The sequence below is a fragment of the Polaribacter sp. AHE13PA genome (assembly GCF_019278505.1).
Taxonomy (GTDB): Bacteria; Bacteroidota; Bacteroidia; order Flavobacteriales; family Flavobacteriaceae; genus Polaribacter.
Genome location: NZ_CP058985.1, coordinates 1972256 through 1998861, shown reverse-complemented (window position 1 = coordinate 1998861; position 26606 = coordinate 1972256). Strand labels below are relative to the sequence as shown.

Annotated in this window: 25 protein-coding genes; 15 read left to right on the top strand and 10 right to left on the bottom strand. The window is 29.9% G+C overall.

Features of this window, described 5'->3' with window-relative positions; all coding sequences use genetic code 11:
• The first annotated feature begins 40 nt into the window (after positions 1–40).
• From rpsD to H0I28_RS08785, 7 genes are all read left to right on the top strand, one after another.
• Complete coding sequence (gene rpsD / locus H0I28_RS08815) at positions 41–646, top strand: 30S ribosomal protein S4 (RefSeq protein ID WP_208890009.1); 606 nt, start codon at positions 41–43, stop codon at positions 644–646.
• A gap of 94 nt (positions 647–740) precedes the next feature.
• Complete coding sequence (locus H0I28_RS08810) at positions 741–1733, top strand: DNA-directed RNA polymerase subunit alpha (RefSeq protein WP_165732609.1); 993 nt, start codon at positions 741–743, stop codon at positions 1731–1733.
• Positions 1734–1793: 60 nt separating this feature from the next.
• On the top strand, positions 1794–2267 hold the full coding sequence (rplQ, locus tag H0I28_RS08805; RefSeq protein WP_068451564.1) for a 50S ribosomal protein L17: 474 nt from the start codon (positions 1794–1796) through the stop codon (positions 2265–2267).
• Between the two features lie 94 nt (positions 2268–2361).
• A complete protein-coding gene (gene carA, locus H0I28_RS08800; protein WP_218761440.1) occupies positions 2362–3480 on the top strand; it encodes a glutamine-hydrolyzing carbamoyl-phosphate synthase small subunit in 1119 nt (372 codons plus the stop codon).
• A gap of 127 nt (positions 3481–3607) precedes the next feature.
• A complete protein-coding gene (eno, locus tag H0I28_RS08795) occupies positions 3608–4897 on the top strand; it encodes a phosphopyruvate hydratase (protein WP_218761438.1) in 1290 nt (429 codons plus the stop codon).
• A 177-nt stretch (positions 4898–5074) separates the two neighbouring features.
• Entirely contained in the window at positions 5075–6361 is a 1287-nt protein-coding gene (locus H0I28_RS08790) for a citrate synthase (RefSeq protein ID WP_218731143.1), read from the top strand.
• 64 nt (positions 6362–6425) lie between these two features.
• A complete protein-coding gene (locus tag H0I28_RS08785; RefSeq protein ID WP_218761679.1) occupies positions 6426–7340 on the top strand; it encodes a dimethylarginine dimethylaminohydrolase family protein in 915 nt (304 codons plus the stop codon).
• 159 nt (positions 7341–7499) lie between these two features.
• Here the strand turns inward: H0I28_RS08785 and H0I28_RS08780 are convergent, their stop codons facing one another.
• From H0I28_RS08780 to H0I28_RS08745, 8 genes are all read right to left on the bottom strand, one after another.
• Positions 7500–8195: a DUF4369 domain-containing protein gene (locus tag H0I28_RS08780; RefSeq protein WP_218761436.1), complete on the bottom strand. Its 696-nt coding sequence runs from the start codon at positions 8193–8195 to the stop codon at positions 7500–7502.
• Between the two features lie 39 nt (positions 8196–8234).
• Positions 8235–9542, bottom strand: coding sequence for a DUF819 domain-containing protein (locus tag H0I28_RS08775; protein ID WP_218731141.1), 1308 nt, complete (start codon positions 9540–9542; stop codon positions 8235–8237).
• Entirely contained in the window at positions 9517–10218 is a 702-nt protein-coding gene (locus tag H0I28_RS08770; protein ID WP_218761434.1) for a DUF2490 domain-containing protein, read from the bottom strand. The genes H0I28_RS08775 and H0I28_RS08770 overlap by 26 nt, the downstream gene beginning before the upstream one ends.
• A 130-nt stretch (positions 10219–10348) precedes the next feature.
• Positions 10349–10513 carry an Arc family DNA binding domain-containing protein gene (locus H0I28_RS08765; RefSeq protein ID WP_068364181.1) on the bottom strand — a complete coding sequence of 55 codons (165 nt, stop codon included), beginning with the start codon at positions 10511–10513 and terminating at the stop codon, positions 10349–10351.
• A gap of 1 nt (position 10514) precedes the next feature.
• Positions 10515–11438 carry a S9 family peptidase gene (locus H0I28_RS08760; RefSeq protein WP_218761432.1) on the bottom strand — a complete coding sequence of 308 codons (924 nt, stop codon included), beginning with the start codon at positions 11436–11438 and terminating at the stop codon, positions 10515–10517.
• 1 nt (position 11439) lies between these two features.
• Positions 11440–11940 carry a hypothetical protein gene (locus H0I28_RS08755; RefSeq protein WP_218761430.1) on the bottom strand — a complete coding sequence of 167 codons (501 nt, stop codon included), beginning with the start codon at positions 11938–11940 and terminating at the stop codon, positions 11440–11442.
• Position 11941: 1 nt separating this feature from the next.
• A complete protein-coding gene (locus H0I28_RS08750; protein ID WP_218761420.1) occupies positions 11942–12100 on the bottom strand; it encodes a DUF4177 domain-containing protein in 159 nt (52 codons plus the stop codon).
• Between the two features lie 83 nt (positions 12101–12183).
• The gene (locus H0I28_RS08745) at positions 12184–13044 is read right to left on the bottom strand and encodes an SPFH domain-containing protein (RefSeq protein ID WP_218731136.1); all 861 of its coding nucleotides are present in this window, start codon (positions 13042–13044) and stop codon (positions 12184–12186) included.
• 122 nt (positions 13045–13166) lie between these two features.
• Here H0I28_RS08745 and H0I28_RS08740 point away from each other — a divergent pair, with 122 nt between their 5' ends.
• The 3 genes from H0I28_RS08740 to H0I28_RS08730 all read left to right on the top strand — a co-directional run bounded on the left by H0I28_RS08740 (position 13167) and on the right by H0I28_RS08730 (position 15186).
• On the top strand, positions 13167–13946 hold the full coding sequence (locus H0I28_RS08740; protein ID WP_218761418.1) for a S1/P1 nuclease: 780 nt from the start codon (positions 13167–13169) through the stop codon (positions 13944–13946).
• Between the two features lie 110 nt (positions 13947–14056).
• Positions 14057–14563: a TlpA disulfide reductase family protein gene (locus H0I28_RS08735; protein ID WP_218761416.1), complete on the top strand. Its 507-nt coding sequence runs from the start codon at positions 14057–14059 to the stop codon at positions 14561–14563.
• A gap of 17 nt (positions 14564–14580) precedes the next feature.
• On the top strand, positions 14581–15186 hold the full coding sequence (locus tag H0I28_RS08730; RefSeq protein WP_218761414.1) for a thioredoxin family protein: 606 nt from the start codon (positions 14581–14583) through the stop codon (positions 15184–15186).
• A gap of 105 nt (positions 15187–15291) precedes the next feature.
• On the opposite strand, the gene H0I28_RS08725 is transcribed toward H0I28_RS08730, so the two are convergent.
• Complete coding sequence (locus H0I28_RS08725) at positions 15292–16530, bottom strand: DEAD/DEAH box helicase (protein WP_218731132.1); 1239 nt, start codon at positions 16528–16530, stop codon at positions 15292–15294.
• A gap of 630 nt (positions 16531–17160) precedes the next feature.
• On the opposite strand from H0I28_RS08725, the gene H0I28_RS08720 reads away from it, so the two are divergent.
• A complete protein-coding gene (locus H0I28_RS08720; RefSeq protein WP_218761408.1) occupies positions 17161–19140 on the top strand; it encodes a cytochrome c biogenesis protein CcdA in 1980 nt (659 codons plus the stop codon).
• 8 nt (positions 19141–19148) lie between these two features.
• Positions 19149–20648, top strand: a complete 1500-nt coding sequence (locus tag H0I28_RS08715; protein WP_218731130.1) for an aminotransferase class V-fold PLP-dependent enzyme — start codon at positions 19149–19151, stop codon at positions 20646–20648.
• Between the two features lie 530 nt (positions 20649–21178).
• Here the strand turns inward: H0I28_RS08715 and H0I28_RS08710 are convergent.
• Positions 21179–21622, bottom strand: coding sequence for an META domain-containing protein (locus tag H0I28_RS08710; protein WP_218731129.1), 444 nt, complete (start codon positions 21620–21622; stop codon positions 21179–21181).
• A 366-nt stretch (positions 21623–21988) separates the two neighbouring features.
• Here H0I28_RS08710 and H0I28_RS08705 point away from each other — a divergent pair, with 366 nt between their 5' ends.
• From H0I28_RS08705 to fbp, 3 genes are all read left to right on the top strand, one after another.
• Positions 21989–23578: an FMN-binding glutamate synthase family protein gene (locus tag H0I28_RS08705; protein WP_218731128.1), complete on the top strand. Its 1590-nt coding sequence runs from the start codon at positions 21989–21991 to the stop codon at positions 23576–23578.
• Positions 23579–23809: 231 nt separating this feature from the next.
• Entirely contained in the window at positions 23810–24238 is a 429-nt protein-coding gene (locus tag H0I28_RS08700) for a GNAT family N-acetyltransferase (RefSeq protein ID WP_218761407.1), read from the top strand.
• An 853-nt stretch (positions 24239–25091) separates the two neighbouring features.
• The gene (fbp, locus tag H0I28_RS08695) at positions 25092–26096 is read left to right on the top strand and encodes a class 1 fructose-bisphosphatase (protein ID WP_218731126.1); all 1005 of its coding nucleotides are present in this window, start codon (positions 25092–25094) and stop codon (positions 26094–26096) included.
• The last annotated feature ends 510 nt before the right edge of the window (positions 26097–26606 follow it).

Below are 26606 nucleotides of genomic sequence, written 5' to 3'. Positions count from 1 at the left end.
AAGCCTTAATTCATAATCCCTATCTATAACAACAAAAGAAATGGCAAGATATACAGGACCAAAAACTAAAATTGCTCGTAAGTTTGGTGAAGCAATTTTTGGAGAAGATAAAAACTTCGAAAAAAGAAATTTTCCTCCAGGACAGCATGGAAATGCAAGAAGAAGAGGAAAGAAATCTGAATATGCAACTCAATTAATGGAGAAGCAAAAAGCGAAATACACTTATGGTATTTTAGAGCGTCAATTCAGTAACTTGTTTAAACAAGCACAAGCTGCTTCTGGGATTACAGGTGAAATCTTATTACAATTATGTGAATCTCGTTTAGACAACGTTGTTTACAGAATGGGTGTTTCTAACTCTAGAAGTGGAGCTCGTCAATTAGTTTCTCACAGACATATTACTGTTAATGGAGAAATAGTTAACATTCCTTCTTATAGTTTAAAAGATGGAGATGTTGTAGCTGTAAGAGAGAAATCTAAATCTTTAAGTGCTATTGAAAATGCATTAGCTTCTAACAGCAATGTTTTTGAATGGTTAACTTGGAATACAGATACTAAATCTGGAACTTTTGTAAAAGCACCAGAAAGATTACAAATTCCAGAAAACATCAAAGAACAATTAATCGTAGAATTATATTCTAAGTAATAAATTAAACACATTGAAATTCGGCCAAAGGGTTTATAAATATTTCTTCACATTTATAAACCGCGCAACCGGATAACAATTAAAACGAAGAAAAATGGCAATTTTAAATTTTCAAAAACCAGATAAGGTTATTATGATTGAATCTACTGATTTTACAGGTAGATTTGAGTTTAGACCTTTAGAACCAGGTTTTGGTTTAACAATAGGAAACGCTTTAAGAAGAGTTCTTTTATCTTCTTTAGAGGGATTTGCAATTACATCATTAAGAATTGATGGTGTAGAGCATGAATTTTCTACTGTATCTGGGGTTGTAGAAGACGTTACAGAAATTATTTTAAACTTAAAACAAGTTCGTTTTAAGAAACAAATAGAAGAAACAGATAGAGAAACTGTATCTATTTCATTATCTGGTCAAGAGCAGTTTACTGCAGGAGACTTACAGAAATTTATCTCTGGTTTTCAAGTATTGAATCCAGATTTAGTAATCTGTAACATGGATAAATCTGTAAAGTTAAATGCAGAAATTACTATAGAAAAAGGTAGAGGATTTGTACCAGCAGAAGAGAATAAAAAAGCTTCAGCACCAATAGGAACAATCTTTACTGATTCTATTTACACACCAATTAAGAATGTAAAGTATGCAATCGAAAATTTTCGTGTAGAGCAAAAAACGGATTATGAAAAATTAGTTTTCGATATCGATACTGATGGATCAATCAATCCTAAAGATGCATTAACTGAGGCTGCAAAAATATTAATCCACCACTTTATGTTATTCTCTGATGAGCGTATCACTTTAGAGGCAGATGAAATTGCACAAACAGAAACGTATGATGAGGAGTCATTACACATGCGTCAGTTATTAAAAACTAGATTAATCGACATGGATTTATCTGTTAGAGCTTTAAACTGTTTAAAGGCTGCAGAAGTAGATACATTAGGAGATTTAGTTTCTTTTAACAAAAGTGATTTAATGAAGTTTAGAAACTTTGGTAAAAAATCATTAACAGAACTAGAAGAATTAGTGATTGTTAAAGGTTTAAGTTTCGGTATGGATTTAACAAAATACAAATTAGATAGAGATTAATTTTTCATAATTTGCTCCTCATAACGAGTTGATGCAAGATGAAATTATAAAACAAAGGTCATGAGACACGGAAAAAAGCATAATCATTTAGGAAGAACTACTTCACACAGAAAGGCAATGTTAGCTAATATGACATGTTCTTTAATAGAACATAAACGTATTAACACTACAGTGGCTAAAGCAAAAGCATTAAGAGTTTTTGCAGAACCATTAATAACAAAGTCTAAAAGTGATACTACTCACAACAGACGTGTTGTATTTTCTCACTTACGTGATAAATATGCAGTTACAGAATTATTTAAAGAAATCTCTGTAAAAGTAGCAGATAGACCAGGAGGTTATCTTCGTATTATTAAGTTAGGAAATCGTCAAGGGGATAATGCTCCTATGGCAATGGTTGAATTAGTTGATTACAACGAAATTTACAATCCTAATGGTAAAAAAGCTAAGAAAACTACACGTAGAGGAAGAAGCAAAAAAGCAGATGCTCCACAAGTAGAAGGAACAGCAACAGAAGAAAAATCTGAAGAATAAAAAATGAAAATTTTTTAAATTATATAAAAGGGATAAGCGTTTACGTTTATCCCTTTTTTTTATATTTTTGCATTAAGAAACACAACAACTATCAATGAAATATCAAACACGAAAAAAAGCGCTTGTTTTATTAGCAGATGGAACAATTTTTTATGGTAAATCCGTAGGAATAGAAGGAACGTCTACCGGAGAAATTTGTTTTAATACAGGTATGACTGGCTATCAAGAAATTTTTACTGACCCCTCTTATTTTGGTCAATTAATGGTTGCAACAAATGCACATATTGGTAATTATGGGGTAAATGACAACGAAGTTGAATCTGATGGAATAAAAATATCAGGTTTAATTTGTAGAAATTTTAGTTTTACGCATTCTAGAGTAGATTCTAATGGTAATTTAAAAGATTGGTTTACTAAACACAATCTTGTAGCTATTTCAGATGTTGATACTAGAGCTTTAGTGGCGTATATTAGAGATAATGGAGCTATGAATGCTATTATTTCTACTGATGTAGACAATATTGATGCTTTAAAAAAGCAATTAGCGGCAGTACCTAGTATGGAAGGTTTAGAGTTGGCTTCTAAAGTGTCTACAAAAGAACCTTATTTTGTTGGTGATGAAAATGCTGAGATTAAAATATCTGCCTTAGACATTGGTATTAAAAAGAATATTTTAAGAAATTTAGCAAAAAGAGGAGCTTACATAAAAGTGTTTCCTTACAATGCTAAGTTTGAAGATTTATCAGATTTTAATCCTGATGGTTATTTTATTTCTAATGGACCTGGAGATCCAGAACCATTGATTGAAGCACAAGAAGTAGCTAAAGAAATTATAGAAAGAAATTTACCGTTATTTGGTATCTGTTTAGGACATCAAGTAATAGCTTTGGCTAATGGAATTTCTACTTATAAAATGCACAATGGGCATAGAGGAATTAATCATCCTGTAAAAAACTTGTTGACAGGTAAGGGGGAAATCACTTCACAAAATCATGGTTTTGCTATCAATAGAGAAGAAACGGAATCTAATGAAAATGTAGAAATTACACATGTTCATTTAAATGATCATACTGTTGCAGGAATTCGTATGAAAGAAAAGAATGTTTTTTCTGTACAATATCATCCAGAAGCTAGCCCAGGACCACACGATTCTGAGTATTTATTTGACCAATTTATAGAAAATATTACCAAGGCTAAAGCAGTGATAAGTTAACATTTGTTAATTTATTTCATCTGAAAACGTTTTCGTAAGTAACTATTTAAAACCACTCATTTATGAGTGGTTTTTTGTAAATTAGCAGTATAAATAAAAGACATAAATTAATTAAATAATAAATAAAATGAGTATAATAATTAGCGTTCACGCACGTCAAATTTTTGATTCAAGAGGTAATCCAACAGTAGAAGTAGATGTAACTACAGAAAACGGAATTTTAGGTAGAGCAGCAGTTCCATCTGGAGCTTCTACAGGAGAACATGAGGCTGTAGAATTACGTGATGGTGGTAAAGATTACATGGGTAAAGGTGTTTTAAAAGCAGTATCTAATGTAAATAACATTATTGCAGCAGAATTATTAGGTACTTCTGTATTTGAGCAAAATGCAATAGATCAATTAATGATTGATTTAGACGGTACACCAAATAAATCTAAATTAGGAGCAAATGCTATTTTAGGAGTTTCTTTAGCTGCCGCTAAAGCTGCTGCTAATGAGTTAGGGATGCCTTTATATAGATATGTAGGTGGTGTTTCTGCTAATACTTTACCATTACCAATGATGAATATCATTAACGGTGGTTCTCATTCAGATGCTCCGATTGCATTTCAAGAATTTATGATTATGCCAGTTAAAGCGAAAACTTTTACTGAAGCTTTAAAAATGGGTTCTGAAATTTTCCATAACTTAAAGAAAGTTTTACACGATAGAGGTTTATCTACAGCTGTTGGTGATGAAGGAGGATTTGCTCCTAATTTAGCAGGTGGTACTGAAGATGCTTTAGAAACTATTGCTTTAGCAGTTAAAAATGCAGGTTATGTTTTTGGAGAAGAAATTAAAATTGCATTAGACTGTGCTTCTGCAGAGTTTTACGTTGATGGTAAATACGATTATACTAAATTTGAAGGTGAAACTGGAAAAATTAGAACAAGTAAAGAACAAGCAGATTATTTAGCTGAATTAACTGCTAAATATCCTATCATCTCTATTGAAGATGGAATGGATGAAAATGACTGGGATGGTACAAAATATCTTACTGAATTAATTGGAGATAAAGTTCAATTAGTTGGTGATGATTTATTTGTAACTAATGTAGAGCGTTTGGCTAAAGGAATTGAAAATGGAATAGCAAATTCTATTTTAATTAAAGTAAACCAAATTGGTAGTTTAACTGAAACTATTGCAGCTGTAAATATGGCAAAAAATGCAGGTTATACTTCAGTAATGTCTCATAGATCTGGTGAAACAGAAGATAATACTATTGCAGATTTAGCAGTAGCATTAAACTGTGGACAAATTAAAACTGGTTCTGCTTCTCGTTCAGATAGAATGGCAAAATACAACCAATTATTACGTATTGAAGAAGAATTAGGTGCAACTGCTTATTTTCCAGGAGAAAATGCTTTTAACCTTTAAGAGTAACTTTTTTAAATAGATTATAACCTCATAAGAAATTATGAGGTTTTTTTTGCATTATTCTTACATAAGCTACCTTTATTTTAAAATTCTTAAAATCTATTAGTGCACCCTTTTAAAATACTATTAAATTTGGTATCTTCGTCAAACTTAACAATACTAAAAAATCATCAGTAAATGTCAGATACAGCTAAATTACAGATTGGAGATAAAACTTATGAGTTTCCACTTGTAAAGGGTACAGAAAATGAAGTAGCCATAGATATTAAAACCTTAAGAGGTGCAACCAATGGAATTATAACTATAGATCCAGGTTATAAGAACACAGGTTCATGTGAAAGTGCTATTACTTTCTTAGATGGAGAAAAAGGTATTTTACGTTATAGAGGCTATTCTATTGAAGAATTAGCTGAAAAAGCAGATTTTTTAGAAGTATCTTATGCATTAATATTTGGTAATTTACCTACAAAGGCAGAATTAGAAAAATTTCATAATGACATTAGAGATCATTCATTAGTAGATGATGATGTTAGAAAAATATTAGAAGCATTTCCAAAGACAGCACACCCAATGGGAGTATTGTCTTCTTTAACAAGTGCTTTAACTGCATTTAATCCATCTTCAGTTAATATTGAGTCTAGAGAAGATATGTACAACGCTATTGTACGTATTATGGCTAAATTTCCAGTATTAGTAGCTTGGACTATGCGTAAGCAAAAAGGAATGCACTTAAATTATGGACAAAAATCTTTAGGTTACGTAGAGAATTTAATGTTTATGATGTTTAAGCAACCAAATGAAGATTTTGTAATTAACCCTATTGTTAAAGATGCATTAGATAAATTATTAATTTTACATGCAGATCATGAGCAAAACTGTTCTACATCTACAGTAAGAATTGTAGGTTCTTCTCATGCTGGTTTATTTGCTTCTCTTTCTGCAGGAATTTCTGCACTTTGGGGACCATTACATGGTGGAGCTAATCAGGCTGTTTTAGAAATGCTAGAAGGAATTAGAGCTGATGGAGGTGATACTAAAAAGTACATGGCCAAAGCAAAAGATAAAAATGACCCTTTCCGTTTAATGGGATTTGGACATAGAGTTTATAAAAACTTCGATCCTAGAGCTAAAATTATTAAAGCTGCAGCAGATGATGTTTTAAATGATTTAGGAGTTGAAGATCCTATTTTAGATATCGCAAGAAGTTTAGAACAAGAAGCTTTAAATGATCCTTATTTTGTTGAAAGAAAATTATACCCGAATGTAGATTTTTATTCTGGTATTATATATAGAGCTATGGGGATTCCAACAGAAATGTTTACAGTAATGTTTGCTTTAGGACGCTTACCTGGTTGGATTGCTCAGTGGAAAGAAATGCGCCTTAACAAAGAGCCAATAGGTAGACCACGTCAAATATATACAGGTGAAAACTACAGACCTTTTACAGGTATAGAAAAAAGATAAATTTTATTACATTTACAAAATCAAAGCTTCATATTTTATGAAGCTTTTTTTATCTACTTTATATATGTTACAATTAAATATTAAAAACGAAACATCTAAATTAAGAGCTGTTATCTTAGGAACTGCTAAAAGTAATGGAGGAGTGCCAAGGGTAGAAGATTGCTATGATCCTAAAAGTATAGAACATGTTCTAGCCGGAACATATCCTAAAGAATCTGCAATGAACTTAGAAATGGAAGCAGTTGCTGAAATTTTAGAAAAGTATAATGTACAAGTTTTTAGACCAGATATAATTGAAAATTATAATCAAATATTTGCTAGAGATATTGCTTTTGTAATTGAAGATACTTTTATAGAAGCCAATATTCTACCAGACAGAGAAAAAGAATATAAGGCAATAGATAAAGTAATCTCACAAATAGATCCTTCTAAAGTGGTTGTTTTACCCAAAGAGTGTCATGTTGAAGGTGGTGATGTAATGCCATGGAATGAATATATTTTTGTTGGTACCTATTCTGGAAGTGATTATGCAGATTATATTACAGCGCGTACAAATATGGACGCGGTAATTGCGCTACAAGAATTATTTCCTCATAAAAAAGTAAAGTCTTTTGAGTTAAGAAAATCGAATACCAATGCAAAGGATAATGCGTTGCATTTAGATTGCTGTTTTCAACCAATAGGAAAAGACAAGGCTATTCTTCATAAAAACGGTTTTTTAATAGAAAGAGAATATGAATGGTTGGTAGATTTCTTTGGAAAGGAAAATGTTTTTGAAATTACAAATGAAGAAATGTATAACATGAATAGTAATATTTTTTCAATTTCTGAAGAAGTTATTATTTCTGAAAAAAACTTTACAAGATTAAATACTTGGCTTAGAGAAAATGGTTTTACTGTAGAGGAAGTTGCTTATTCTGAAATATCGAAGCAAGAAGGGTTACTTAGATGTTCTACATTGCCTTTAATAAGAGATTAAGACATTACTTTGTAACTGTTTCTAATTGTGGCTTAAAGTCTAATTATATAAGTTTGAAATGTGTCGACAATAATTAAATATTAGTTTTTTACTTTTTTAAACATAAAAAAAACGAGCAATTTGCTCGTTTTTTTTTATTTAATAGAAGAAATATTTTAACTATTTTTCCTTGATAGAAATTAAGTATTCTTGAAAACGTTTTCCATAATCAGAGCTTTTTACTTTATCTGATAAAGAATTATTTACTGTATCTAACATTTTTAGACTAGCATCATACATTTCTGTTAAACCAATATAAGGTGCAACTTCATAGTCTGCATTTGTAAGTGCAAAATTAGTAGTAAATAAAACTCTTCTTTTTGCAAGATTTTGATAGTCTTTTTCTAATTGTGTAATTAATTCTTGATTGTTTGTTTTTTTAGCATCAAAATCTTTTTTGATAAATTCTAATCGCTGATCTTGAAATTTACTTTTAATTTTATTATACTTATCTAAAATTTCTTGATTTTTAGATCCTGTTATTTTTGGAGTATATCCAAACTTTTCTACATTATCGTTAATGGTAATAATTCCTTTTTCACCAAAAAATAAAATTCTTTTATCACTTGTATTTCCGTCAAATGTTAAATAATATAATACAGGAGATTCCACATTATCCGTTAAAGTAAATTTATCGCTACCTAGCAATTTTACCGAATCTACAGATACTAATAGTGTATCTTTCATTTTTTGAAGGTATAGAGTCCCTTTCTTAAGACCTTTAATTTTCCCTTGCACAGTCATATTTCCTTCTTTTTTAGAAGAACATGCTGTAATTAAAATTGATAGGACTAAAAGCGTAATAATTTTCTTCATAAATCTATATTTTTCGTGTGCAAATATGCTCATTTTTATTTAAAGTGTTGCTGATAATTCCATTAAAATGGTACATAAAATAGCACCAATTGTTCCTATGGCATATCCAAAAACAGCTAATAAAACACCAACAGTAGCTAAAGAAGGGTGAAATGCTTGCGCTACAATTGGGGCAGAAGCTGCACCTCCAACATTTGCTTGACTACCAAGTGCTAGAAAGAAATAAGGAGCTTTTATTAATTTGGCAACGAATACTAATAATCCAGCATGAATAGACATCCAAACAAGACCAATGGCAATTAATCCTACATTGTCAAAAATCATTGCTAAATCCATTTTCATACCAATTGTAGCAACCAAAATGTAAATAAATACACTTCCAATTTTACTAGCTCCTGCGCCTTCGTAATTTTTTGCTTTTGTAAAAGATAAGATAACTGCAATAACTGTAGAAATACTAATCAACCAAAAGAAACTAGAACCTAAGAAAGTAAAGATGTTTCTCCAAGTTTCAGATTCGATACCAGCAACTAATTCACCGAAAAAAGAACTTAAATATTCTGCTGTAAAATGACCTAAACCTACCGTACCGAAAGCTATGGCAAGAATTATCATAAAGTCTGTTACAGAAGGATTCCTTTTTACTTTCTTAGCAAATAAAGAAACTTTATCTTTTAAATCTTCTATGGCAGAAGTATCTGCACCTAACCATTTGTCTATTTTGTCTTTTTTACCAATTCCTATTAATAGAATAGCCATCCAAACATTAGCAACTACAATATCTACAAACACCATTCCTCCATATTTTGCAGGGTTATATTTATAAATTTCTAACATGGCAGTTTGGTTTGCTCCACCACCAATCCAACTTCCTGCAAGTGTAGATAAACCACGCCAAACAGCATCAAAATCAGATCCACCAACCGTTTCTGGAGAGAAGATTGAAATTAACAAAATAGCTATGGGTCCTCCAATAATAATACCTACAGTACCTGTAAAAAACATTATTAATGCTTTAGAACCTAGGTTAAAAATAGCCTTTAAATCGATGCTTAATGTCATTAAAACTAAGGCTGCAGGTAATAAAAATCGACTAGAAATATAATACAATTGCGATTTACCTGTTACAATTTCACCTGCCGTATTTAAGGTTTCCCATTCTGGGGATATAATGCCAGCAGTAGTAAAAATAGCAGGAATAAAATATGCCATAAATAAACCTGGTACAATCTTGTAAAATTTATGCCAGAAACCACTTTTTATATTTTCCGTATAGAAAACGAAACCGAGTGATAACATTAAGATTCCAAAAACGATTGCATCATTTGTAAAAGTGGGTGTTGTCATATTTAAATTGTTTTTTTGTAAAGTCTGTTTTTAAGATAATTCCTACTTGTAACCGATGAAGGTCACTATTTGAAAATTTTGTGTAAAAGTAACCTAATTTTAGTTTTAGATTATCATCGATTTTTTTAAGAATGCCTGCACCCGTTCTATTTTGGCTGTAAGCTTTAGTTGCAAATTTTATAAAAAGCTCACTAAAAGTATAGGTTTCCCAATTTTTAGAAATAGGATAGTTTAAAAACAAACCATATCGTATTCTATGTGCTATCTCATTTGTTGCGTTTCTTCTTTTAAATCTTTGGGCTAACCGTACACGATGTTTTACCCTAATTTTATTCCAATTATCTTTAATGTTTAGATCTTGATAAAAACGGTATTCATACAAATCTGCAGCATCCTTTTTATAAGATTTGTCTGTTATGGAGTATACACTACCGCCTGTAACGTTAATTTTGTCATTAAAAGCATAATTGAGTCCTATTCTATAAATTTCTTGTTGATATTCTGTTGCTAATTCATAATATCTAAAATGGGTACTGGTTGTAAGTTTTATATTTTTAGTAAGTTTATGAGAACCATTGTACATATACCAAGTACCTAATTTGCTTTCAGCGGAAGATTGTGCATTTACTTGAAAACAGTAAAGTATTAAACAGATAATTTGTATTTTGTTTTTCATAAATTAATTAGATCTAAGAAAATAAATTTTAATCAAGTAGGCAATATACAAAATACTAAACGCTCAATAAAAATTGAGCGTCTATTTTTAAAATTTATGTTGTTTTCTAATTGCTTGGAATAAGCTTAATTTATTCTTCTTTTTTCTTTGGTTCTCTTTTAGCTTCCTTTAGTGCTTGCATAAGCATCCATTCTATCTGTCCGTTTGTAGAACGAAATTCATCTGCAGCCCATTTTTCAATAGCTTTTATCATGTCTTCATTAACTCGCAACGCGAATGCTTTTTTCTTTGCCATGTTATTTTTTTATAAATAAACTAATGGTTTTTATTAGTTTATTTGAGATTTGGTATTCAGAAGAATAGTAAGATTTTATATTATCTTCCTCTTTTTGAATGTCTTTTAAAACATGATTCATGTTTTCTATAATCACTAATTTAGAGTTAGTATTTGCTGCATGTAATATTTTAGCATCTTCTATGGTTACTTGTAAATCTTTATCTCCATTAATAATTAAAACAGGAATCTTTAATTTTTTAATCTCGATTTTAGGGTTCAACTGCATCCAATCGTATAAAAAAGCCTGATTTGGTTTGCCAAATATGCTCATTAAAAACGGATGAACAGTTTCTATCTTACCTTTTACTCTTAAAGTGTCAAATTGTTTTCTGGCCGCAAGACCTAAAGGAGCATTGTTTTTTGTAATTTGTTTTATAATCGTTTCATCTATCTGCTCTCCTGAGCCAGCAATAGATATATATTGGTCGACCTCTTTAGCAGCCATCATTGCAATTAATGAACCTTGGCTATGACCTATTAAAATAATTTTAGAAAAACGGTTTTCATTTTTAAAATGTGTAATTACTTTTTCAGCATCCAGTGTGAAATCTGTAATTTTTGTATGTGCTAATAACTTGCTATTATTCTTGTTAGCTGTTCTTTTATCATAACTAAAAAAAGCAATATTTTCTTTATTGATGGAATCTCTAAACTGTTTAATATAGTTTGCTTTTACGTTTTGTACAGGCTGATTTCCGTTTCTATCTATGGGGCCAGAACCATGAATCCAAATTATTAAAGGTGTTTTTTCTTCTGTAAAAGTTAAGGTTCCTGGAAGCTCTATTTCTCCATTTTTTATTAAAATTTCTTCAGTTTTTAACTGTGCAGAAGAAGTTAAGGTTCCTAAGGTTAAGATTATGAGGTAAGTAATAAAACGAATCATATTAATTTATTTTTAAATTATAAGTTTCTAAAACTCTTTTAGCTTCTTCTTTTTTTTGAGTACCAATTAATAATTTTTTACCATTCTTAAATATAAGTTGAATGCCAATATCACCAGAAACATTTACGGCTTTTTCTTTTCCTTTATTAAAAAAGAAGCCACCTCTTAATCCCCAACCACCAAATTCACTTATAGGGTAATACGTTCTAACATATGCTTTAGAAATTGTACTCCAAGGAATTGTTTTTACCTTAAAATGCAAAGGAAAAAACAGGTAATGGATTCCTTTTTCATCAATTCTTGTTGTTAATTTAAAGAAGAAAATTAATGAAATTGATAATACAATAACTCCAATTGTAATTAAAAACTCTTGTGTAGATAACGTTGTATCTGTTTTTAAGTATTTTTTTATCATCATTGTAATAGGTACAATGGAAGCTATAATTAATACTAAAATTAACCAAGTTTGTCTAAAGTTTTGCTCTTCTTTAAAAATTTTCATTTTATCTGTTTTTGTCTCGTTCAAATATTACAGAGTTCCAGCCTTGAGGTACTTCTTTATAAATCCAACCTTCTCTAGCATATTGATTTAATAAATCTTCAAAATTTTGAACTCGATTTCTAAGACCTAGTTTTAGCTCTACTATTTTATATTCTTTCATGTTTTTTTATTTAGTTACAAAGTTTTAAAAAATTAAGGTTTTTTATTTTCGAAATTTTATTCTTTCTAACTCCTAACTCCGTGTTAATGACTCAAGGTTCCTGCATTCACAACAGGAGAAGCTTCTTTATCTCCACATAAAATAACCAATAAATTACTTACCATTGCAGCTTTGCGTTCATCATCTAGCTCCACAATTTGTTTTCTACTTAATTCGTTTAAAGCCATTTCTACCATTTCCACGGCACCTTGTACAATTTTATGTCTTGCAGCTACAATAGCAGTTGCTTGTTGTCTTTTTAACATTGCAGAAGCAATTTCATTAGCATAGGCTAAATACCCAATTCTTGCTTCTAAAACTTCAATACCTGCAATTGTTAAACGTTCATCAATTTCTTTTTCTAAAGCTTCAGAAACTTCGTTAACACTAGAGCGTAAGGTAATGTCTTCGTCATGACCTTCGTCTGCAAAATTATCATACGGATACATACTTGCTAATTTTCTAACGGCAGCATCTGTTTGTACTCGTACAAAGTTTTCGTAATTATCAACATCAAAAGCAGCTTTATACGTATCGGTAACTCTCCAAACCAAAATGGTAGAAATCATTACTGGATTCCCTAATTTGTCATTTACTTTTAAACGTTCAGAATCGAAATTACTAGCTCTTAAAGAAATTGTTTTTTTCTTATAAAGAGGATTTGCCCAATACAATCCATTCGCTTTAATAGTTCCTACATATTTACCAAATAGTAAAATTACTTTAGAAGTATTTGGGTTTACTAAAATAAATCCGAAGAAACCAATAAAGCCAATTAGACTAACAAGAGCATACACAATTGTTTCTTGCATTGCACACAATACAATTCCGCCAATAAATAATAGTAATACGATTAATAACATTAAATAACCGTTTGCTGGTTTAATAATTTTTTCTGCTTTCATATGAATTGTTTTATAATGATATTAAAATGATATCGTAAAGATATAGTATTATTTTTAAGATTTACAAATTTGGTGAAGAATAATTTTATAAATTTGTTGAAACATAATTTTAAAAATACAAAATGAAGATTAAAGTACTTTTTATACTATCGATATTTTTATTCTCAAATTTTTCAGCAGAAGAAACCGTTTTTTGGGGACCAACAGGACATAGAACTACAGGGAAAATTGCTGAGAAACATTTATCAAACAAAGCCAAAAGAAAAATTGATAAACTCTTAAAAGGACAAAGTTTAGCTTTTGTATCCACCTTTGGTGATGAAATAAAATCTGAGAAAAAATACAATGAATTTTATTCTTGGCATTATGTAAATATGGGATTAGATGAAAAGTATGCAGATGCAGAAAAAAATCCGGCAGGAGATATGGTTACTGGTATCTATAAATGTATAGAGGTTTTAAAGGATGAAAATAGTTCTGAGGAAGATAAAGTTTTCTATTTAAAAATGTTGGTGCATTTAGTAGGAGATTTACACCAACCAATGCATGTTGGTCAAAGAGAAGACAAAGGAGGGAATACTATACAACTTCAATGGTTTGGTAAGGGTACAAATTTACACTCGGTTTGGGATTCTAAAATAATAGAAGAATACAACATGAGTTATATAGAATTGGCTGAAAATGCAAAAGATTTATCAAAAGCAGAAATTAAAGCTATTAAAAAAGGAACTGTTGTAGATTGGGTAGATGAAGTTCATGAGGTTACAAAGGAGGTTTATAAATCTGTAAAGGTTGGCGAGAATTTAAAATACAGGTATTCTTATGATCATTTAGGAACTGTAAGAACTCAATTGCAAAAAGGAGGAATTCGTTTGGCTAAAATTTTAAACGAAATTTTCTAACAGAAAAATAGATTAGTAATAGAGCCTCATAAACTTAGTTTTATGAGGCTTTTTTGTTAAGGATTAGTTAATTGTTTTTTAGTGATATATCTTCTTTGTAATTTTATAAAATGTTTAAAAACGGTTTTTATTCTTTGCTATTTTTGTCCCTTTTATTTTCCTGTAAAAAAGGAGAAGTAAAAGAAGTATCACAAAAAGTAAGCTCAGTAAAGTCTTATACATATAATGAATTGAAACCTTTGTTAGAAAAAAATGATGGTAAAACATACGTGGTTAATTTTTGGGCAACTTGGTGTGCTCCTTGCGTAAAAGAATTACCGGCATTTGAAAAATTAAACAAAGAATACGCAACTAAAAATGTAGAAGTTATTTTGGTGAGTTTAGACTTTCCGAAGCAGGTAGATAAAAGATTGATTCCATTTATCAATAAACATAATTTACAGTCTAAAGTTGTTTTATTAAATGATATAAATGAAGATGTTTGGATAAAAGCGATAGACTCTACTTGGTCTGGAGCCATACCAGCTACATTAATTTACAATGCAAAAGGAAGAACGTTTTACGAGCAATCTTTCGATTATGAAATGCTAGAAACAGAGTTAAAAACTATTTTATAAACAAACAAAGTAAAGATATGAAATTTACAAAATCAATTTTACTAGTATTTGTAGTTCTTGTGGCAAGTGCCTTTACGATAAAAACAGCAGATGGTTACCAAGTAGGTGACACTATAGAAGGTTTTACATTAAGGAATATTGATAAAAAAATGGTTTCTCTATCAGATTATTCTGATGTAAAAGGATTTATTCTCATTTTTACGTGTAATACGTGTCCGTATTCTGTGGCTAATGAAGATAGAATAATTGCTTTAGATTTGAAATATAAGAAATTAGGTTACCCTGTAATTGCTATCAATCCGAATGATCCAAAAGCATCTAAAGGAGATAGTTTAGAAGATATGAAGGTTAGGGCAGAAGAGAAGGGATTTTCGTTTCCTTATTTATTAGATGAAGGACAAAAAGTATATCCAAAATTTGGAGCAACTAAAACACCTCATGTATTTGTGGTAAGCAGGCCAGGTATGAAAGTAGAATATATTGGTGCAGTAGATAATAATTCTAGAGATGCAGATGCAGTGACAGAGAAATATGTAGAAAATGTTGTAGATGCTTTATTATCTGGAAAAAAGCCTATAAAAACAAACACTAGAGCAATTGGTTGCTCAATAAAAGTATTATAAGAGAAATGATTTAGATGATTAATTGAACTTTTTCCTCTATTTAATAAAAACCCCAAGTTTTCACTTGGGGTTTTTTATGCTGTAATTTTAAAAAGTTAGCTAAGTTTAATACCAGCGTTTTTTATTTTTCTTAGAAGCTTCAGACTTTCTTCCTTTATTATGTTTACTAACTGTATTAGGTTGTTTTTTTCTATGTTTTGGTGGCGCAATAGGGTAAGGATGTTCTGCGATTACTTTAATTGGCTTTTCTATTAACGTTTCAATTAATTTAATATAAGCATTTTCATCTGGAGAACAGAAAGAAAAAGCAATTCCAGATTTACCAGCTCTACCAGTTCTACCAATTCTATGAATATATGTTTCTGGTATGTTAGGAATATCAAAATTAATAATGGCATCTACATTTGTAATGTCAATTCCACGTGCAGCAACATCTGTCGCAATTAAAATATTTGCTTTTTTGTCTTTAAAATCTTCAATTGCTTTGTTACGTATTGCTTGGGTTTTATCACCATGAATACTTGTAACTTTGTAGCCGTTTTTAAGTAACGATTCTTCTAATTTGTCTACACCAAATTTGGTACGTCTAAAAATAATTATTTTCCCGTTTATGGTGTTTCTTAACAAATGCAAGCACAAATCGGTTTTGTTTTTCTTTGGAAGATAATACAATAACTGACCGATGTTTTTTGCGGTAGTTTCTTCTGGGTTTATTTCAATCTTAATAGGGCTTTTTAAAATCCTTTTAGCCAATTCATCTATTTTTTCTGGAATTGTTGCAGAAAAAAGTAATGTTTGTTTTTGCTTAGGACATAATGCTTCTATTTTTTTAACATCGGCAATAAAGCCCATGTCTAACATTAAATCTGCTTCATCTAAAACAAAAATTTCAATAGCACTTAAATCGATGTTTCCTTGTAATTGTAAATCAATTAATCTACCAGGAGTTGCAACCAAAACATCTACACCTTCGCCTAATATTTCTTTTTGAGGTTCTAAAGATACACCTCCAAAAACAGCAGTAGTTTTTAAATCGGTGTATTTGCTGTAGCTTACAAAATTTTCTAAAATTTGTATTGCTAACTCACGGGTTGGTGTTATAATTAATGATTTTATCTTCTTTTTAGCTTTTTCATCTTCTACTTTTTTATCTAATAAAAGTTGAATAATAGGCAGTGCAAAAGCAGCAGTTTTTCCGGTACCTGTTTGTGCAGAAACAATTACGTTTTTTTTAGCTAAAACTAAAGGGATTGCTTTTTCTTGTACTTGGGTTGGTCTGTGAAATCGCTCTTCAGCAACTGCTTTTAAGATGGATTTATGTAAAGGTAATTCAGAAAACTGCATTGATTATTTTTTATGCAAAGATAGTTTAATTGTATCAATGCTTTTTGCATTTATAAAATTTTGAAAAAAGAACACTTTTTTAACGTATATAAATGAATTAAGCATAAAAGAGATTAGTATCTTAAAGGTGTTTATGTTAGTATAAGTTTAATATTGAAGAGAGAAGTTGATTACGATGATACATATATTTTTAGTTTAACACGGTGTTATTCTTAATTTTGCCAAGTATATGTGTGGTATTATTAAGCTAAGATTTGCATACAATTTAATTCTAATTCAGATAAAGTTGATATCTTAGTAGCTTTTTAACTAAAAGAATATTAGAAAAATAGTACAACGTGAATTCACTTTAAAAGGTTTAAAAAAAAGGAAGTCAAATTATTGAAAAGAATATAAGCAGCAGACGAGTTTAAATCTTTTTATATGGATTTATTAGAAGTGTTTTATAAGGAAAATTATAATATAATTAACCTATAATACTTTGTAGACATCCTTAGAAATATTAATATTGGTGCTTTAAAAAAAAGGTAATTACTGCTTATATATAACGTAATTAGTAAGGCATTATTATTCTCCTTTAACTTAAAAGTTTTAAAAATAAAACTGATACTAAATACCAAATAGAAACAGATGAAGAAAATAATTTTAATTTTATTATTAACACTTGGGTTTACATCATACGCTCAAGTTTTTGAACCTGTAAAATGGACTACTTCTGTAGAAAAAGTATCAGAAACAGAATACAATCTTGTAGCAAAGGCAAGTATAGATAAAGGTTGGCATTTATACTCTCAAAATGTACCAGAAGATGGACCAATACCCACTTCATTTAGTTTCGAAGAAAATGAAGGTTATTCTTTAATAGGTAATGTTGAAGAAGAAGAGGGACATACGATAGATGACCCTGTTTTTAATATGGTCATTAAGTTTTTTGAAGACAGTGCAACTTTTAAACAAAAAATAAAAATTACAAGTACAGAACTTACTGCAATAATAGGAGAAGTAGAGTTTATGGTTTGTGATGATAGTAAGTGTCTTCCGCCTACCTATATAGATTTAGAATTTAATTTTAATAATACAGCTGCTACAAAAGAAATTTCAGCTGCAAGTGTAACATCAGAAAAAGAGAGTGTTATAACAAGTACTACGACAAACACACCAAGTGAAGATAACAATCAGAGAGGTTTAATTTCAATCTTTTTAATTGCCTTTATATCTGGTTTTGCTGCATTGTTAACGCCTTGTGTGTTCCCGATGATACCAATGACGGTGAGCTTTTTTACAAAACAAAGTAAAACAAAGGCTGCCGGAATTAAAAATGCTATTATTTACGGACTTTCAATTATTGTAATTTACGTTTTATTAGGAGTTTTGGTCAGTTTACTATTTGGAGCAGATGCATTAAATGCACTTTCCACCAATGTGTGGTTTAATGTTATCTTCTTTATTTTGTTATTGGTTTTTGCAGCCTCTTTTTTAGGTGCTTTCGAAATTATGTTACCAAATTCTTGGGCAAATAAAGTAGATTCTCAAGCAGATAGAGGAGGTTTAATTGGTATCTTTTTTATGGCTTTGGCATTGGCTATTGTGTCCTTTTCTTGTACAGGTCCAATTGTTGGTACTTTATTAGTAGAGGCTGCTGCCGGTGGAAGTCAAATAGGTCCAATAGTGGGCATGTTAGGTTTTTCTTTAGCAATTGCTTTACCATTTGCATTATTTGCTGCTTTTCCTGGTTGGTTAAATTCTTTGCCAAAATCGGGAGGTTGGTTAAACACTGTAAAAGTAGTTTTAGGGTTCTTAGAACTTGCGTTGGCTTTCAAATTCTTGTCGAATGCAGATTTAGTTCTTCAGTTACATTGGTTAGAAAGAGAAGTGTTTATAGCTATTTGGATTGCAGTTTTTGGAGGGTTAACTTTATACCTTTTCGGAAAAATACAATTACCACATGATTCTCCGATAAAACATATTTCGGTAGGTAGATTAGGTTTGGGATTATTTTCATTAACTTTTACATTGTATATGTTACCAGGTTTATGGGGAGCACCTTTAAATTTAATAAGTGCTTTTCCACCACCACAGCATTATAGCGAATCTCCTTACGGTGTTGGATATATGAAGTTAGGTTCTGGAGATGCTTCTCAAGTAGAAATTCCTGATGGAGCACATTTAATGCCTCCACATAATATTTTATCATTTAACGACTATGATAAAGGTTTGGCTTATGCTAAAAAGGTAGGGAAGCCAGTAATGATGGATTTTACAGGTCATGCTTGTGTAAACTGTAGAAAAATGGAGCAAAATGTTTGGGTGCAACCAAATATTTTAAAAATGCTTAAAAATGACGTAATTTTAATTTCTTTATATGTTGATGATAAAAGAAAGTTAGAGGATGATGAAGTGGTAGAAAGTAAATTAAGACCTGGTAAAAAACTAAAGTATATTGGCCAGAAATGGAGTGAAATGCAAACCATTAAATATAAGACCAATACGCAACCTTTTTATGTTTTAATGAATCATGATGAAGAAGATTTAAATGCGCCAGTAGGATATACGCCTAATAGCGATGATTATTATAATTGGATGAAAGAAGGTATTAAAAAATTTAAATAATTTTAATTATGATTTCAGTAAATAAAAACAACATAGTAAAATCTGATTTAGAAAATTATTTCAATCAGTTTAAAGTAAATATTGTTGGTATTAATCAGACTTTTCAATCTCCTTATGGAGAACAAAAATTAATTTATACAGATTGGACCGCAAGTGGAAGATTATACCGTCCAATTGAAGAAAAGTTAATAAATGAGTTTGGTCCTTTTATAGCAAATACACATACAGAAACATCAACTTCTGGTGCTGCTATGACCTTAGCATATCATGAAGCTAGAAGCATCATTAAACGTCATGTTAATGCAAATGATAATGATGTTTTAATTACTTCTGGTACAGGAATGACAGGTGTTGTTAATAAATTTCAAAGAATTTTAGGGTTAAAAGTTTCAGAGAATTTAAAAGAGCATACTCATATTCCAGATGAAATTAGACCTATTGTTTTTGTATCTCATATGGAGCATCATTCTAACCATACTTCTTGGATAGAAACAATTGCAGATGTTGAGGTAGTACCTTGTAATGATGAAGGTTTGTTATGTGTAAAGAAATTTGAAGAATGTATTAAGAAATACGAACATAGAAAAATAAAGATTGCTTCTATAACTGCCTGTTCTAATGTTACAGGAATTAAAACGGCGTATCATGAAGTTGCAAAACTAATACATAAATACAATGGACTCTGTTTTGTAGATTTTGCTTGTTGTGCTCCTTATGTAGATATAAATATGCACCCAGAAAATGAAGACGAACAGTTAGATGCCATCTTTTTTTCTCCGCATAAGTTTTTAGGAGGTCCAGGAACTTCTGGAGTTTTAGTTTTTAATAAAAAATTGTATAAAAACGTGGTGCCAGATAACCCCGGTGGAGGTACAGTAAGTTATACAAACCCATGGGGCCAACATGACTATTTTGTAGATGTAGAAACAAGAGAAGATGGTGGAACACCAGGTTTTATGCAGGCCATAAAAATTGCACTTTCTATTCAGTTGAAAGACCAAATGGGAGTTGTAAATATTAAGAAAAGGGAAGATGAAATTAATGCCGTAGTATTTGAAACTTTAGAAAGTCTTTCGGGAGTAAAAATATTAGCACCAAACCATAAAGACCGATTAAGTATTTTTTCTTTTTATTTTGAAAAACATCACTTTAATATGGTTGTAAAAATATTGAATGATAGATTCGGAATTCAAACTAGAGGAGGTTGTTCTTGTGCAGGAACTTACGGACATTTTTTATTAAATGTAGATCAAGCAACATCTAATAGAATTAAAGATGAAATTTTACTTGGCTGCAGTACGGATAAACCGGGTTGGATTCGCTTGTCAATTCATCCAACAATAACATCAGAAGAGTTAAGTTTTATTTGTAACTCTTTAAAAGAACTGTCAGAAAACATTGAAGAATGGTCTAAAGATTATAAGTATGATACTCTTAAAAATGATTTTTTACACAAGAATGTTCTGCCTATAGAAAAAGAGTTGGTAAAGAAATGGTTTTCATTATAAAATTATTAGTTTAAAGAAAGGTGTTTCAGCTTTAAAACTTAATACGATTAATTACTTTACGTTAGGTTTTCTTTATTTCTAAGAATGTAAAAAGGGATTGTAGTAATACAATCCCTTTCTTTTTTATGTGTAAGATTAAATTTTTCTAATTGGTAAATCCCATCTTGATCAGGATTCAAATTTTTATAATATTTTATTCTATCTGTCCATTCTCTTTCTTCAAGTGGGAAAACATTGTTTTCGGTTGCCCAATCATTCCATTTTTGTTCTAATTCAATTACTTTATCAGAAAGTTTTCCACGAACTAGTTTCCAGTGGTCTGATATAATGGCGCAACTTTGTTGATGTTGAAAAAAATGATCACATTTATTTTTAGTCTTTATTTTCTAATACAATTACTAAACTAGCTCTTTCAAATTGAGCTATGTTTTTTTGATTGAATGATTCAGGATAATCAATACCTGCAAGGTCTAAACAAGTTGGTGAAATATCAATAATATTTAGAATAAAGTAATGTATGAATATTTATTTTATTCAATAGCTTCAAAAACAGCCAAAGGAGCCTTTCTACCAACGTTTAATGATAGAATGTTATCCTTAATTGTGTAGTTGTCTGCTACTTCAAATATTTTTAATAATTCAGATTCATTAACAGCTGCATCTGGACACATTTTTAAAGTTGTTAGCATTTTTTTGAATTCAATTCTATTACCTTCTTTTAAAATAAATTCTCCAGAAATTGTATTACAACCTGTAAAACCCGTAATACTGTTTGTATCTGTATTTAAAGTGATAAAAATTTCACGTTCTAGGTTATCTGCTTTGGTTACCTCTTGTCCTTCTAGAGTTTTAAGTTGCCAATGTTTTTCTGTAATAGAATTTGTTAAAGAATCCTTGTTTTTTTTCTTATCAGAATTACAACTTATAGTTATCATTGCTATCATTGTAAATACTATTATTAATTTAGTTTTCATAATTTTTCCTTTTTGTTAGAATATAAATATAGTTTTGGTTCGTGTAATAGCGAACCGAATTAATGTAAAGTATTGTTAAAGTTTTTTTTGAATTAGAATAAATGGCATCTAAATTTATAAACTTTTAAATTTTGTCATTCTAAGAAAGGTTATTTTTATTGGTGGAATCAATAGAAACTAATACTTGTTTAGGCATTAGATGTTACTTATTTTTCAGGTTTAATAAAAACTAGATTTATACTCGGTTAACACTGTTTTTTTTAGAGAAATATAATTCATAGATTTACAAATTAATCTTGTGGTTAAATTAGATTCAATTAAAATTATTTCTCAAAGTAAACTTTTTCAACAAAATAAATTTATCTTATGAAAGTTCGTGAATATTTTATAATCATTTCTATTCTTATAACAGCAGCTGTTATTGTTATCGCTCAATTTTGGTTTCCAATTGTTTGGGCTTTCTTATTGATTGGACCGTTAATTATTTTGGGACTTTTTGATGTTTTTCAAACAAAGCATACTATTAGACGTAATTTTCCATTATTAGGTAGGTTTAGATATATTTTGGAGTCTGTAAGACCAGAAATTATGCAGTATTTTGTAGAAACAGATACTGAAGGGAGGCCATTAAACCGAATTTTAAGATCTTTAGTTTATAGAAGAGCAAAGGGAGAAAATGATACTGAACCTTTTGGAACTCAGATGGATTTGTACCATTCTGGTTATGAGTGGTTAGAGCATTCTATGTATGCGAAAAATAATCCAAAAGAAATTGAAGAATTTCCAAGATTATTAATTGGCGGTAAAGACTGTAAACAACCTTATTCTTCTAGTTTACTTAATATTTCTGCCATGAGTTTTGGTTCTTTAAGTAAAAATGCTGTTTTGGCATTAAATAAAGGAGCAAAAATGGGGAATTTTGCACACAATACTGGTGAGGGAGCTATTAGTCAATACCACTTAGAACATGGAGGAGATTTAATTTGGCAAGTTGGTACTGGATATTTTGGTTGTAGAAATGAAGACGGTACTTTTAATGAAACAACTTTTAAAGAAAATGCCATTAAACCATCGGTTAAAATGATAGAAATTAAACTATCACAAGGTGCTAAACCTGGTCATGGTGGAATTTTACCAGCTTCAAAAAACACAGAAGAAATTGCAAAAATAAGACACGTAAAACCAGGTATTGCAGTGCATTCTCCACCTTCTCATTCTGCTTTTTCGAATCCAATTGAATTCATGCATTTTATTAAAAGGTTAAGAGAACTTTCTGATGGAAAACCAATTGGTTTTAAATTATGTTTAGGAAGAAAACAAGAGTTTATGGATTTTTGTGAAGCGATGATTTTTACAGGTATACAACCAGATTTTATTACTGTTGATGGTGGAGAAGGAGGAACAGGTGCTGCGCCTGTAGAATTCTCTAATTCAATGGGAATGCCATTGCGTGAAGGTTTAATTTTTGTGCACGATACGCTTGTTGGTTTTGGATTAAGAAAAGATATTAAAGTAATTGTAGCAGGAAAAATAATATCAGGTTTTCATATGGCTAGAGCAATTTCTTTAGGTGCAGATGGCTGTAATAGTGCTCGTGCAATGATGCTTGCCATTGGTTGTATCCAAGCGCTACAGTGTAATTCTAATACCTGTCCTGTTGGGGTGGCAACTCAAAATAAATCTTTAGTTAAAGGTTTAGTTGTAGAGGATAAAGCGCCAAGAGCAAAAAGATATCACGACGCTACTATTCATAGTTTTTTAGAATTGGTGGCAGCTGCAGGTTTAAATGATCCTAGTGAGCTAACAAGAGATCACATTAGTAAAAGAGTAGGTTTATATAATGTAAAAACTTACGAAGAAATTTATCCTTATTTAAAAGAAGGATGTTTGCTAGATATTAGTACGATTCCTTTAGATTATAAAAAATTCTTTCATCTTACAAGAGTTATGAGTTAGATAAACAAAAGCGTAGTATAAAGGTGATATTTTCTAATTAGAAAGTATCACCTTTTTTTTGTAATTTATCCTGTTTATCGCTTTAATTTATTTCTATAAGCTAAGTAAAGAGGACTAGAAATAGTGTCTTTTGTAAAAATCTAAATAGATAACTTAGTAGCTAACATTAACGATTTTTTTTATCTAAATTTAGGCTTTGTAAATAAGGAATTAAAATAAAATTTTATTGTGATGAAAATTTATAAGCTAGAAACAGTAAATGACCATATTTTAAAAGCATTTATAAAGTTAATCCCACAACTTAGCACTAGTTGTATTTTACCTAATCAAAAAGATTTGGAAGATATTGTTAGCTCTGGTAATACGATGCTTTTTATAGCAGAAGAAAACAATAATATATTAGGGACACTAACACTTGTTTTTAATAAAATACCTACTGGTAATAAAGTTTGGATAGAAGATGTTGTGGTTGATAATGCCGCAAGAGGTAAAGGAGTTGGAGAGAAACTGACTCAATTTGCTATAGAATTTACCGCCAATAAAGGTATTAAAAGTATCAATTTAACATCGAGTCCAGATAGAATTGCTGCCAATAAATTATATCAGAAATTAGGTTTTATCAAAAGAGAAACAAATGTTTATAGACTAACAATAGAATAGTTTTTTGAGTATCGTTGAGCAGCAATAAGTAAAGAAAGGTTTAACTTGTGTTGCTAGAACAATATCCCATCATCATCAGAATAGACGCAACTATTTTTAGAATAGCATTTTCTAAACCTTATTTTTTTTACTTACGTGAAAACTTAGAATAGCCTTAAAACGTTCTAGGTATATAGGTTTATACTTCTTTTAAATTGCTAATGTATTTATATTAAAGGAATTTTTATAGTCTTTATTTTCTATTTCTATAATTTTAGGATTTACATGCTAAAATAGAACATCTTAATTCCAATGAATTAATGATAAAAAAAAGAATAACCTGTTAAATGTTTTCAATATTTTAAAGTATCTACTTCTTTTAGGTAGGTGAAAATGGAAATGAAAGGTAGAATTAGATATAAAGCATCTAGTTTGTTTTTATAAGTGTTATTTAAATGAATTAATACTTTTCTTACTTTTATTGTTAAAATATTATCCCAAAAGTAAAATGATATTTTGTAAGTTCCATAATTATAGTAATATTATCTTCAGTGCTATAATTTAATTTTAACATGATAAAATTTAATAATCAGATGGGGATCTCTTAAAATGATGCTTTTGTAATTTTAATTAAGTGTTGATGTTTATATTAGATACAAAAATACGGATTTTGAATATTTAATTTGGTTAGAGCTATAAATATCTTTGTGAAGTCAATTTTATTAGATATTATAATAATAGGAAAGCTTTCATCAGAAGTAAAAAAAATAATGCTTTTAAAAAATAGCGTTGTTAAAATATCTGAATGAAAAAATGAAAGTGCTTTTGGTACTTCATTTATAATGAAATCAAACTTAACTAAATAAAAATTAAAATGGATAGTAGAAAAAGAACGTTTGGAGAGTTTATTGTTGAAAATCAATCCTCTTTTGCGTATTCAAGCGGAGAATTATCTAGTCTGCTAAATGCAATAAGGTTAGCTGCAAAAACAGTTAATCATAAAGTAAACCAAGCGGGTTTAGTTGATTTATTTGGTAATTCTGGAGACGTAAATATACAAGGAGAGCAACAACAAAAATTAGATGTCTATGCCAATAATATTTTTATACAAGCTTTAAAGAATAGAGACATTGTTTGTGGAATTGTTTCTGAAGAAGATGATGAGTTTATACCCGTAGAAGGTTTAGATGCACAAAATAATAGCAAATATGTGGTTTTAATGGATCCTTTAGACGGTTCATCTAATATAGACGTAAATGTATCTGTAGGTACAATTTTCTCTATTTATAGAAGAATTACACCAATAGGAACAGCTGTTAAAAAAGAAGATTTTTTACAACCAGGAATTAACCAGGTTGCTGCAGGTTATATAATTTATGGTACCTCTACAATGTTAGTTTTAACAACAGGTAATGGAGTAGATGGTTTTACATTAAACCCGGCAATTGGTTCTTTTTATCTTTCGCATCCTAACATGAAATTTCCTGAAGACGGAAATGTGTATTCTGTAAATGAAGGTAGTTATATCCATTTTCCTCAAGCGGTAAAAAACTACATAAAATTTTGCCAGAGTCATGAAAATGGAAAAGTATATTCTGCAAGGTATATTGGCTCTATGGTTTCAGATTTTCATAGAAATATGATTAAAGGAGGTATTTATATGTATCCAAATAGTACTATAAATGAAGACGGAAAATTAAGATTATTGTATGAGTGTAATCCTATTGCTTTTATTGCGGAACAGGCAGGTGGTAGAGCTATAGATTTTAATGGTACAAGAATTTTAGAATTAAAACCAACAGACATTCACGAAAGAGTTCCTTTTTTCTGCGGAAGTCCAAAAATGGTAGACAAGTTAGAGGTGTTTATGAATGAATAGCTTCTATGTTTAGAAGTCGTTTGTTTTTATAAATTCATTTAAAAAAGGTGTCTTTATCGAAAATTTAATATAACTAGTTTTAAAATTTTAAGAAAATGGAGTTAATTAATTATTGCAATTAATCAACTCCATTTTTTAATTAACCTTAGATAGTGTTGCTCTTATCTTAAAACAGAAAAAACAAAAGTAATTTTATTTGATGGAATGAAATAAGTAAGAATTGCTTTGCAAACAAAATAAATACGACTATTTCAGGAAAGTACAGCTAATTAATATTTGTTTTTAGATATGGATTCATAAATAGTTATCAAGCAGTAAATGCCCTTCTGTTAGAAGAGCAATTATTGCTACTTGATAAATTAAAAAATCAGATAAAGTTCTCACAGTAGGGGAGTCACTTCATTCTTTATTTACAAATATTTTTATAAATAGTTGTAATGTTTAGTGGGGACTGGATTGTGAGTACATATTTGGCCTTAAAATAAAATGAAAAGTCAATTTATACGCATC

What these genes read in the sequence shown, in the direction of transcription:
- H0I28_RS08720 (WP_218761408.1), top strand. Translation starts at nt 17,161, where the DNA reads ATGAAGAAAATAATTTTAATTTTATTATTAACACTTGGGTTTACATCA.
- H0I28_RS08760 (WP_218761432.1), bottom strand. Translation starts at nt 11,438, where the DNA reads ATGATTCGTTTTATTACTTACCTCATAATCTTAACCTTAGGAACCTTA.
- H0I28_RS08755 (WP_218761430.1), bottom strand. Translation starts at nt 11,940, where the DNA reads ATGAAAATTTTTAAAGAAGAGCAAAACTTTAGACAAACTTGGTTAATT.
- rpsD (WP_208890009.1), top strand. Translation starts at nt 41, where the DNA reads ATGGCAAGATATACAGGACCAAAAACTAAAATTGCTCGTAAGTTTGGT.
- eno (WP_218761438.1), top strand. Translation starts at nt 3,608, where the DNA reads ATGAGTATAATAATTAGCGTTCACGCACGTCAAATTTTTGATTCAAGA.
- H0I28_RS08740 (WP_218761418.1), top strand. Translation starts at nt 13,167, where the DNA reads ATGAAGATTAAAGTACTTTTTATACTATCGATATTTTTATTCTCAAAT.
- H0I28_RS08705 (WP_218731128.1), top strand. Translation starts at nt 21,989, where the DNA reads ATGAAAGTTCGTGAATATTTTATAATCATTTCTATTCTTATAACAGCA.
- H0I28_RS08735 (WP_218761416.1), top strand. Translation starts at nt 14,057, where the DNA reads ATGTTTAAAAACGGTTTTTATTCTTTGCTATTTTTGTCCCTTTTATTT.
- H0I28_RS08780 (WP_218761436.1), bottom strand. Translation starts at nt 8,195, where the DNA reads ATGAAGAAAATTATTACGCTTTTAGTCCTATCAATTTTAATTACAGCA.
- H0I28_RS08700 (WP_218761407.1), top strand. Translation starts at nt 23,810, where the DNA reads ATGAAAATTTATAAGCTAGAAACAGTAAATGACCATATTTTAAAAGCA.
- H0I28_RS08725 (WP_218731132.1), bottom strand. Translation starts at nt 16,530, where the DNA reads ATGCAGTTTTCTGAATTACCTTTACATAAATCCATCTTAAAAGCAGTT.
- H0I28_RS08790 (WP_218731143.1), top strand. Translation starts at nt 5,075, where the DNA reads ATGTCAGATACAGCTAAATTACAGATTGGAGATAAAACTTATGAGTTT.
- H0I28_RS08765 (WP_068364181.1), bottom strand. Translation starts at nt 10,513, where the DNA reads ATGGCAAAGAAAAAAGCATTCGCGTTGCGAGTTAATGAAGACATGATA.
- H0I28_RS08775 (WP_218731141.1), bottom strand. Translation starts at nt 9,542, where the DNA reads ATGACAACACCCACTTTTACAAATGATGCAATCGTTTTTGGAATCTTA.
- H0I28_RS08750 (WP_218761420.1), bottom strand. Translation starts at nt 12,100, where the DNA reads ATGAAAGAATATAAAATAGTAGAGCTAAAACTAGGTCTTAGAAATCGA.
- H0I28_RS08710 (WP_218731129.1), bottom strand. Translation starts at nt 21,622, where the DNA reads ATGAAAACTAAATTAATAATAGTATTTACAATGATAGCAATGATAACT.
- H0I28_RS08770 (WP_218761434.1), bottom strand. Translation starts at nt 10,218, where the DNA reads ATGAAAAACAAAATACAAATTATCTGTTTAATACTTTACTGTTTTCAA.
- H0I28_RS08715 (WP_218731130.1), top strand. Translation starts at nt 19,149, where the DNA reads ATGATTTCAGTAAATAAAAACAACATAGTAAAATCTGATTTAGAAAAT.
- H0I28_RS08730 (WP_218761414.1), top strand. Translation starts at nt 14,581, where the DNA reads ATGAAATTTACAAAATCAATTTTACTAGTATTTGTAGTTCTTGTGGCA.
- H0I28_RS08785 (WP_218761679.1), top strand. Translation starts at nt 6,426, where the DNA reads ATGTTACAATTAAATATTAAAAACGAAACATCTAAATTAAGAGCTGTT.
- H0I28_RS08810 (WP_165732609.1), top strand. Translation starts at nt 741, where the DNA reads ATGGCAATTTTAAATTTTCAAAAACCAGATAAGGTTATTATGATTGAA.
- fbp (WP_218731126.1), top strand. Translation starts at nt 25,092, where the DNA reads ATGGATAGTAGAAAAAGAACGTTTGGAGAGTTTATTGTTGAAAATCAA.
- rplQ (WP_068451564.1), top strand. Translation starts at nt 1,794, where the DNA reads ATGAGACACGGAAAAAAGCATAATCATTTAGGAAGAACTACTTCACAC.
- H0I28_RS08745 (WP_218731136.1), bottom strand. Translation starts at nt 13,044, where the DNA reads ATGAAAGCAGAAAAAATTATTAAACCAGCAAACGGTTATTTAATGTTA.
- carA (WP_218761440.1), top strand. Translation starts at nt 2,362, where the DNA reads ATGAAATATCAAACACGAAAAAAAGCGCTTGTTTTATTAGCAGATGGA.